The organism is Mesorhizobium sp. M7A.F.Ca.US.005.03.1.1, from assembly GCF_003997975.1.
Classification (GTDB): domain Bacteria; phylum Pseudomonadota; class Alphaproteobacteria; order Rhizobiales; family Rhizobiaceae; genus Mesorhizobium; species Mesorhizobium ciceri.
In genome coordinates this window covers 1-9,214 of sequence record NZ_RZRO01000021.1, presented here as the reverse complement: position 1 = coordinate 9,214, position 9,214 = coordinate 1, and the positions used below count along the sequence as shown (strand labels likewise).

Here is a 9,214-nt window from a genome sequence, read left to right as displayed (position 1 = left end):
GTGGCACGCGCCCGCACCATCCAGCGCGAGCGCTTCGAGCGGCTCGGCGCCACCCGCGCCACCACCAACGCGCATTGCGCGCCCTCGGTCATCGAGGAGATCGCCATGCCGGACGCCGCCGGCCTGTCGCTGCTCAAGGACGCCAGCGAAAAGCTCGCCTTTTCGGCGCGAGCCTATCACCGGGTGCTGAAGGTGGCGCGGACACTCGCCGATCTCGACGCCAGCGAAACCGTCGGCCGCATCCATCTGGCCGAAGCGATTTCCTACCGCATGAGTTCGGAGCGGGTGGCGCAGGCGGCGTAGATCCTTGAGGGCGGGGCAATCGCCTATATGGCATCTTCTGAGATGTTTGCCCGGCACTTACCCCCACCCTTAGTCCCTCCCCACAAGGGAGGGAGACTTCGTCAGCGCTGACCTCGGCAAACTACCGAAAGTCGGCGCAGAAAATGGTCACGGGAGCGCGGAGCAGCGCTCCCTCCCCCTGTGGGAAGGGGTAGGGTGGGGGTTCTCTTCGTAAAAACTCATATGCGATAGCCCTCCCCTCAAGGGGGACCGCCGCTGCCTTTGGATACTTTCTTCGGATTGACGCTCGGCGTCGGCGCTTCGGGCGGCGGTTCGGCGGCGGCAGGCGCCGGGGCGGGTTCGGCTGCAGGCGCTTCGGGAGCGCTGTTGCTCAAGGTGACCGAGATGCCGAATAGCTTCCACTGCCGCTCATGCGGCGCGAACAGCAGCTCGAAATTGACCTGCATCGGCACCGAGGGGAAAAAGCCCGCCATGTGCAGCATGCCGCTGGGCTCGATTTGCGGCAGAAGCGTCAGCTGCGGCTCCAGCACGGCAACGCCGCCGAGATCGAGCGCCTGCTGGCGCTGCGGCGCGAAGATCTCGCCAAGCTTTGCCGCGGTGTTGGCCTGGAAGCCTGGCGCGCCGAGATCGCGCAGCACGGTATAGTTACCGGTCTTGTTGGCCTGGTCCAGCGCCAGAAGCGAGGTGCGCACCAGGATCAGCACGCCATTGCGGTCGATATTGGCCGGCTTCGGCTCGGCCGGCCTGGCGGTCCTCTGCGTTTTCTTCGGCTGTTGCTCTTGCGACTGCGCGACGGTCGGTTGCGCAATTGCCAATACCGACAGCGCGGCCAGAAGCATCGCCGGTACCCGCTTCCGCAACGGTCTGGTTGCCCTGCGCGCCGTCATGCCCTTGCCTCTCGCCAGATCGCCATCGCGGGCTTGAGCCTCCATTGCCGGTTGCTCCAGCGAGCAAACGGACGGCCGATCGGCTGTCTCGTGCCAAGCGGCGGCTTGCGCCGTCAAAACTCGCCCGCCAGACCGATGCGGGCGGCGTGGCTCTCGCCGCCGCCATAGGCATAGCCGGCGGTCACGGCGAAGGGCTCGTCGAAAAGATCGAGCCGATGCGCCAGCGAGGCGCCGAACGCCGTCTCGCCCTTGAAGTAGCCGAGATTGGTGGCCCAGCTGGTGCGGCCGGGCGCCGACGGCATCGGCGCCGTCGTCATGGCGATGGCCGCGGCGATGCCCTGACGGGCCTCGGTGCGGGTTTGCGCCAATTCACCGGTCAAGCCTCCGAGCCCGGCTTCGAGCCCGGCGAGGTCGACGCTCGATGTGGCGAGATTGCCGGCGCCGTCGCTGGTGAGCAGGTAGGTCGGGCCGCTCTGGGCAGCCTTGCTGGCGGCGCTGTTGACGCCGGCGAATGTGTAGGTGGCGGCGCCGTCGCCGATCGCCACCTGGCCGGCCCGCGTGGTGGTGACACCGGCGCCGATGGCGACGGCATTGTCCTGGCCGGCGAGGCTGTCGGCGCCCAGGGCGATCGAATTGTTGACCGTTAGGATGTTGCCCAAAGTCCCGCTGCCGGCATTCTGGCCGATGGCAATGTTGTCGTTGCCGGCCAGAAATTGACCTGCACGGGTGCCGCTGGCGACATTGTTGTCGCCCTCTACGATATTGCCGGCGGAGGCACCGTTGGCGATGTTGTTGTCACCTTCTACGCCGCGGCCAGCAAAGTTGCCGCTTGCGGTGTTGTTGTCACCGGTCACGGTGGCGCCGGCGCCGGCGCCAACAGCAGCGTTTCCGTCGCCGGTCGCATCTGTGCCTGCGTTGACGCCGTTGGCAGTGTTGTTTTGACCTTTCACGCCGCTGCCGGCGGTAAAACCGGTGGCGGTGTTCCTGTCGCCGGTTACGTTGTTGCCTGCGCTTGCGCCACTAGCGGTGTTGTTGCTGCCGGTCACGAACTGGCCGGAGAAAGTACCGCTGGCGGTGTTGCTGTCGCCGTCCACGAATATGCCAGCGACCCCGCCAATGGCGGCGTTGTCCCGGTTGTCTGCTTGACTGCTGCCCCCCGCGCCCTCGCCGATCGAAGTTCCTCCGTTGACGGCTACAGCTCGGGGACCGCAAGCGAGCGAGCCGGCGCCCGTCGCCGTCGCGCCGCCGCCGCTGGTAAACGGGCCCGCATCCGTCGCGGCGACGCCGCAGACCGCCTGCGCCGCCGCCGCCGCCGCCAGGGCCAGCGTGATCGTGGCGGTCACCATCGTCAGCCCGATCAAACGTTCCATGATGTTGCCCTTTCCCTGGAATCGATCCGAGCCGCGGCGCCCCGACGGTTGTCGGCGAACGGACGGCACAATGCCGTCAAATAACGGCCTTTCGCCCGGTTTGCCGGCGAAACTCCTGAATGCACATCGGCCGCCTACCACGCCAGCATCAGGCCAGCGCGGCCGCCGACCGTGTGATCGCTGGCGCCGACGCCGACGCCGCCATTGATGAAGAGGTTGTCGGTGAGCCGGGCATGGGCGGTGCCGGCAAAGGCATTCTGGCCCTCGAACGTGCCCCAATTGATCGAGACGGCGAAATTCTTGTCGGCCGGCAGGCTGCCGCCGGCCATGGCGAGCGCCATGGCAGTGCCCTCAATCGATGCGGCCGTTGAGGTCGCTAAAACCATTTTCGAGCGTGCTGACACGGTTGTCCAGCCCGGCGATCTGACCGATGTCGATGCGCGATGTGGCGAGATTGCCGGCGCCATCGCTGGTGAGCAGGTAGGTCGGGCCGCTCTGCGCAGCCTTGCTGGCGGCGCTGTTGACGCCGGCGAATGTGTAGGTGGCGGCGCCGTCGCCGATCGCCACCTGGCCGGCCCGCGTGGTCTTCACGCCGGCGCCGATGGCCACCGAATTGTCGAAACCCGCCGCGCTGTCGGAGCCGATCGAGATCGAATCGTTCATCGTCAGGGGCGCGCCGGAAATTCCGCCGCCGGCATTCCGGCCGAACGCGATGTTGTTGCTCCCCGTCACATATAGGCCGGAGGAGTCGCCAATGGCGACGTTGTAGTCGCCAATCACAGTGTCGCCGGCGAAGGCGCCGCTGGCGATGTTGTAGTTGCCCGTCACGAATGCGCCGGCGTTGTTGCCGCTGGCGATGTTATAATCGCCCCTTACGGCCCCCCCGGCATTGCTGCCGCTGGCGATGTTCTGATGGCCCGATACGTCCCCCCCGGCCTGAAAGCCGGTAGCGATGTTGTTACTACCAGTCACCTCCCGCCCGGCCCGGATGCCGCTAGCGATGTTGTTGCTGCCAGTCACGATGGAGCCTGCTTGGCTTCCGATGGCGATGTTATCGTTTCCATCGCGGAGGCCGCCCGCTCCGTCGCTGCCCCCGGCTACGGCGTTGCCCGCCAAGTAACCGAAGGCGGCATTGCCGCTGCCGTACACGCTGACGCCAGCACCGTTGCCGACGGCTACATTATTTTCATTGCCCACACCCGAAAAGTTTCCCGTACCAGTGCCGATCGATGTTCCGCCGCCTCTGGCCACAGCGCCCACCCCGCAGGCGAGCGAGTCTGCACCTAGTGCAGTCCCGCTCGGGCTCGGTGGAGCCCCGCTAACCGCGACACAGACCGATTGCGCCGCCGCCGCCCCCACCAGCGCCAACGACACCATCGCGGCCAACGCCGCGAGCCTGAACAGACGGTCCACCATGCAACCCCTCCGCCGATTCGATCGGCTTCGCGGAAAGAATGTCGGGGGATGCGGGGGGATGAACAGTCGTCACATGACGACTATCGGTCGGATTTCGCCGGCCAATGCGTACGATCCGGCCCCTTCTGTTGCAGCGTTGCCACATGCCGCGCGCGTTGCCGGTGCTCGCCCGCCAGTTGTACGCTGCAACAGCATTCGGCCCTGGGTCGAAGGTCTTCAATGAGCAGGGAACGGGTGGACGGTCTTGAGCAGCGCGACGAGCTCGCTTTGCTGATGTGTGCCGGTCTTGCGGAAGATGCGCTCGAGATAGGTGCGGGCCGACTTGACCGTGATCCCGCTCGCCGCCGCCGCAACCCCGAGCGATTGGCCCGCGTTCAGGTTCGTCGCCAGCCGCGCCTCGGCTGGCGTTAGGTCGAACAGGCCCATCAGGATGCCGGCGGACGGGACAAAAGCGCCGGGCGACGGCACCGTCGCGGCGACAAGCAGCTCCGCGCCGGAAAACAGGTCGCGTGCCGTGCGGCGCAGCGGCAGTACATGGACGACCATGGCCCGCTGCCCCTGGCTTGCCGGCACCGGGAACGAGCGCACGACGGCATCGGCCCGGTTCCCCGTGATAGCCTCCTGCAGAAGCGCATTGGCGGGCGCATGGGCGATGGCCAGGCCGCCATGCGAGGCGGACAGGAAGATGTCCGACATCGCCTCCAGAAACCGGTTGGCCGCCAGCACGCGGCCGGCCCCGGTCATGATCGCGGCCGGCAGACCGATGGCTTCGAGCGCGGTGACGGTTTCGCGAGCCGCTTCCAGGCCGAGCCGCGCGGCGATGAGGCCGGCGCGGGCAAGGTGCGGGCGAAACGAGTTCAGCAGGGCGAGCGAGGCCAGGTCGCAGGCGCCGTCCTTCAGCCAGCGCTGGAACACAAAGGTGACCAGTTCGCCCGTCGGCATCGGCACGACCGCGCAGATATGCCGGCCGATGCCAAAGGCCCTGAGCTTGCGGCGCACCGGATCGCGCTCGATCTCTCCGGCGCTCATCAAGTCGTCGACGACGATGAATTCAGACGGCCTGAGCGTGTATGTGCGCTGCACCGAGTCGGAGACCTTCCACGCATCGCTGGCGACGAACTCGTCGAACAGCGGTCGCACGATCTCCTCGCTACGACCACGCACCGGCATGTCGTCGCCGAAGAGGAAGATGGTGCCGGCGGCCGAGCCGGACAGGGCGCTGATCGCGCCCAAGGCCTTCGGCCATTCGTCCGGCAGGAAAGCCGCCTCGTAAATCCGATCGATGATGGCTGATTCCGTCCCGGGACCACCCATTTCGCTGCCCCGTTTCGAGGCCGGCAGTGTGTTCCATATGGCCGATGGGGTCAACCGTCAGGGCCTCCAGCAGTGGAAAGTAGGCCGCATACGCCACCAACGGCGCACCCTCTCTCCCGGGTTCGCAACCCATTCGAGCCCCATGCTGGAGAATGTGGCACGATCTTCTGATGATCGGGCCGCCGGGCTCGGGCAAATTGATGCTGGCGCAGCGGCTGCCGTCGATCCTGCCGCCGCTGGCGCCGAAGGAATTGCTCGAAGTCTCGATGATCGCGTCGGTGGCGGGAGAGCTCGGCGAAGGCAAATTGACTGACCGGCGGCCGTTCCGCGCGCCGCACCACTCGGCCTCGATGGCGGCGATGGTCGGCGGCGGCATCCGCGCGCGGCCGGGCGAGGTGTCGCTGGCCCATCACGGCGTGCTGTTCCTCGACGAGTTTCCCGAGTTCACGCCGCAGACGCTCGATGCGCTGCGCCAGCCGTTAGAGACCGGCGACTGCATGATCGCGCGGGCCAACCATCGCGTCACCTATCCAGCGCGTATCCAGCTGGTGGCGGCGATGAACCCGTGCCGTTGCGGCATGGCCGGCGAGCCGGGCTATCGCTGCCTGCGCGGCGAGCGCTGCCGCACCGACTACCAGGCGCGCATTTCGGGCCCGCTGCTCGACCGCATCGATCTCAGGATCGAAGTGCCGGCGGTCTCGGCCAGCGACCTGATCCTGCCCGACCGGGCGGAGAAAAGTGCCGATGTGGCGCTGCGTGTGGCACGCGCCCGCACCATCCAGCGCGAGCGCTTCGAGCGGCTCGGCGCCACCCGCGCCACCACCAACGCGCATTGCGCGCCCTCGGCCATCGAGGAGATCGCCATGCCTGACGCCGCCGGCCTGTCGCTGCTCAAGGACGCCAGCGAAAAGCTCGCCTTTTCGGCGCGCGCCTATCACCGGGTGCTGAAGGTGGCGCGGACACTCGCCGATCTCGACGCCAGCGAAACCGTCGGCCGCATCCATCTGGCCGAAGCGATTTCCTACCGCATGAGCTCGGAGCGGGTGGCGCAGGCGGCGTAGGTCACTCGCCGCCCGACAAGCCGACCTTGCCACGCCACCTTCCGCAATCACGCCATAACCGTCATCCGACGAATCGGCCATCTCCGCACTGCGGCGGACCTGATTGTCCGCTTGGTCGACGTCCTCACCACCCAACGGCCCCCACCGACCGGGCGCCGGCCGTTTCTCCGTCTTCGGGGCGTGGACGTCATCGCATCGGACCAAAGTCTTGGTCTCCGCATTGGGAATTCCTTATTTAGATAATGTGAATATGATTGTGGTCGGGGAGCCCGCTATGTTCGTTGACTACTACGAAGTTTTGGAAGTCAGCCCGAACGCCAACTCGGAAACGCTGGAGCGCATATTTCGCTATTTTGCGATGCGCTATCATCCCGACAATCGCGAAACCGGCGATGAAGCCCGCTTCAGTGAAATCGTGGAAGCCCACAACACGCTCAAGGATCCGGTCAAACGCGCTCAATACGACATCGCGTATAGGGACCATGCCGGCCTTCGCCGCGAATTGACCGAGGAAGCCAGCAACAGCAAAGGCATCGAGCGGGATGTCGTGATCCAGGCCAGGCTGCTGTCGCTGCTTTACGCGAAGCGCCGGCACGACGTCAGCAATCCCGGGATCGGGGATGTGGAGCTCGAACGCCTGTCAGACTGTCCGCGAGAGCATCTCGAGTTTCATCTCTGGTATCTAAAAGCGAAGGGCTGGATAGCAAGAGTGGAAAACGGGACGATCGCGATTACGGTGGAAGGCGTCGATAGGGTCAACTCCGAACACCGTCGCGATCCCACCATCCGGCTCCTGGACCATACAGCTTCCTGACGCCTCACCTCCGGAGGAAGTCAGGCCGAAGACCTGCCGCCCCATTCACGGCAGGGACTGGCCTCTTCAGCCCTGCTGCGCCTTCAGTTCCAGCCGCCGCGCGTGCAACACCGGCTCCGTATAACCATTCGGCTGTTCGCGGCCCTTGAACACCAGGTCGCAGGCGGCCTGGAAGGCGATGGAGTTGTCGAAATCGGCGGCCATCGGGTAGTAGAGCGGATCGCCGACATTCTGCAGGTCGACGATGGCCGCCATGCGGCGCAGCGAATCCATCACCTGGATTTCGGAGCAGACCTTGTGGTGCAGCCAGTTGGCGATGTGCTGTGAGGAAATACGCAGCGTGGCGCGGTCTTCCATCAGGCCGACATCGTTGATGTCAGGCACTTTCGAGCAGCCGACGCCCTGGTCGATCCAGCGCACGACATAGCCAAGAATGCCCTGCGCGTTGTTGTCGAGTTCCTTCTGGATATCATCCGGCGACCAGTTCGGCCGCACCGCGACGGGCACCGACAGGATGTCGTCGAGCCTGGCCTTGGGCCGGTTCTTCAGCGCCGCCTGCACGGCGTGAACATCGACCTTGTGATAGTGCGTGGCATGCAGCGTGGCCGCCGTCGGCGACGGCACCCAGGCAGTGTTGGCGCCGGCCTTGGGGTGGGCGATCTTCTCGACCAGCATCGCAGCCATCAGATCCGGCATCGCCCACATGCCCTTGCCGATCTGGGCGTGGCCGGCCAAGCCGCATTCCAGCCCGATGTCGACATTCCACGCCTCGTAGGCGGAAATCCAGGCGGCCTGCTTCATGTCGCCCTTGCGGATCATCGGGCCGGCTTCCATCGAGGTGTGGATCTCGTCGCCGGTGCGGTCGAGAAAGCCGGTGTTGATGAACACGACGCGCTCCTTTGCGGCGCGGATTGCCTCCTTGAGGTTGACGGTGGTGCGCCGCTCCTCGTCCATGATGCCCATCTTGATGGTATTTTTCGCCATGCCGAGCAGCGCTTCGACGCGGTCGAAGATCTCGACGGCGAAGGCGACTTCGTCGGGCCCATGCATCTTGGGTTTCACGACATACATCGAGCCGGCACGGGAATTGGCGCGGCGGCCGTTCGGCCCGACATCGTGCAGCGCGATCAGCGCCGTCATCGCCGCATCCATGATGCCTTCCGGAACCTCATTGCCGTCGCGGTCGAGGATCGCCGGGCTGGTCATCAGGTGGCCGACATTCCTGACCAGCATCAGCGAGCGGCCGGGCACGGTCAGCGTGCCACCGGCGGGCGCGGTGTAGGCGCGGTCGGGATTGAGCTTGCGGACAAAACTCTTGCCGCCCTTGGTGATCTCTTCCGCCAGGTCACCCTTCATCAGGCCGAGCCAGTTGCGGTAGACGACGACCTTGTCTGGCGCATCCACCGCCGCGACCGAATCCTCGCAGTCCTGGATGGTGGTCAGCGCCGATTCCAGGATGACATCGGCGATGCCCGCCGGATCGGTGCGGCCGATCTGGTTGTTGCGGTCGATCACGATCTCGATGTGCAGGCCGTTGCGCACAAGCAGCACGGCATCGGGATTGGCGGCATCGCCGCGATAGCCGACGAATTGCCTGGGGTCGGCCAGCGTCGTCGAGCCGGCGCCGGCGCTCAGCCGCAAGGCACCTTGCGCCAGCGACAGGCCATTGACGCCGGCCCATTTGCCGGACGTGAGCGGGGCAGCCTCGTCGAGAAAGGTCTTCGTCCAGGCGACGACCTTGGCGCCGCGCGCCGGATTGAAGGCTTTGCCCTTTTCGGCGCCATCCGTTTCGGGGATGGCATCGGTGCCGTAAAGCGCATCGTAGAGCGAACCCCAGCGCGCATTGGCAGCGTTGAGCGCATAGCGCGCATTCATCACCGGCACGACCAGCTGCGGTCCGGCAACATCAGCAATTTCCGGGTCGACATTGTCGGTCGACACGCTGAAGGCCGGGCCTTCGGGAACGAGGTAGCCGATCTCTTTCAGGAAGCCCTTGTAGGCCTCCATGTCGACCGGCGCGCCGTGATCGCGATACCAGCCGTCTATCTG

The 9,214-nt window shown here is 65.9% G+C and carries 7 protein-coding genes and 2 pseudogenes; 3 read left to right on the top strand and 6 right to left on the bottom strand.

Going from position 1 to position 9,214, the window contains the following annotated elements; translation table 11 throughout:
* Positions 1-303: pseudogene (locus tag EN990_RS11920) on the top strand (YifB family Mg chelatase-like AAA ATPase); the annotation flags it as partial.
* Between the two features lie 239 nt (positions 304-542).
* On the opposite strand, the gene EN990_RS11915 reads toward EN990_RS11920, so the two are convergent.
* From EN990_RS11915 to EN990_RS11895, 5 genes are all read right to left on the bottom strand, one after another.
* Positions 543-1,190, bottom strand: coding sequence for a hypothetical protein (locus EN990_RS11915; protein ID WP_127385917.1), 648 nt, complete (start codon positions 1,188-1,190; stop codon positions 543-545).
* A gap of 113 nt (positions 1,191-1,303) precedes the next feature.
* The gene (locus EN990_RS11910; RefSeq protein ID WP_127388304.1) at positions 1,304-2,560 is read right to left on the bottom strand and encodes a hypothetical protein; all 1,257 of its coding nucleotides are present in this window, start codon (positions 2,558-2,560) and stop codon (positions 1,304-1,306) included.
* Between the two features lie 134 nt (positions 2,561-2,694).
* Positions 2,695-2,901, bottom strand: coding sequence for a YadA-like family protein (locus EN990_RS35475; protein WP_164766107.1), 207 nt, complete (start codon positions 2,899-2,901; stop codon positions 2,695-2,697).
* A gap of 10 nt (positions 2,902-2,911) precedes the next feature.
* Positions 2,912-3,976 (bottom strand): hypothetical protein, encoded by a 1,065-nt coding sequence (locus tag EN990_RS11900; RefSeq protein WP_127370019.1) that lies wholly within the window; start codon positions 3,974-3,976, stop codon positions 2,912-2,914.
* Positions 3,977-4,192: 216 nt separating this feature from the next.
* The gene (locus EN990_RS11895) at positions 4,193-5,290 is read right to left on the bottom strand and encodes a helix-turn-helix transcriptional regulator (RefSeq protein ID WP_127370020.1); all 1,098 of its coding nucleotides are present in this window, start codon (positions 5,288-5,290) and stop codon (positions 4,193-4,195) included.
* Positions 5,291-5,448: 158 nt separating this feature from the next.
* Between EN990_RS11895 and EN990_RS11890 the strand changes: the two are divergent.
* A pseudogene (locus EN990_RS11890) lies at positions 5,449-6,351 on the top strand (ATP-binding protein); the annotation flags it as partial.
* Between the two features lie 274 nt (positions 6,352-6,625).
* A complete protein-coding gene (locus EN990_RS11885) occupies positions 6,626-7,165 on the top strand; it encodes a J domain-containing protein (RefSeq protein WP_013528603.1) in 540 nt (179 codons plus the stop codon).
* Positions 7,166-7,231: 66 nt separating this feature from the next.
* Here the strand turns inward: EN990_RS11885 and EN990_RS11880 are convergent.
* The coding region (locus EN990_RS11880) for a malate synthase G (protein WP_127388303.1) at positions 7,232-9,214 on the bottom strand (1,983 nt) is incomplete at its 5' end.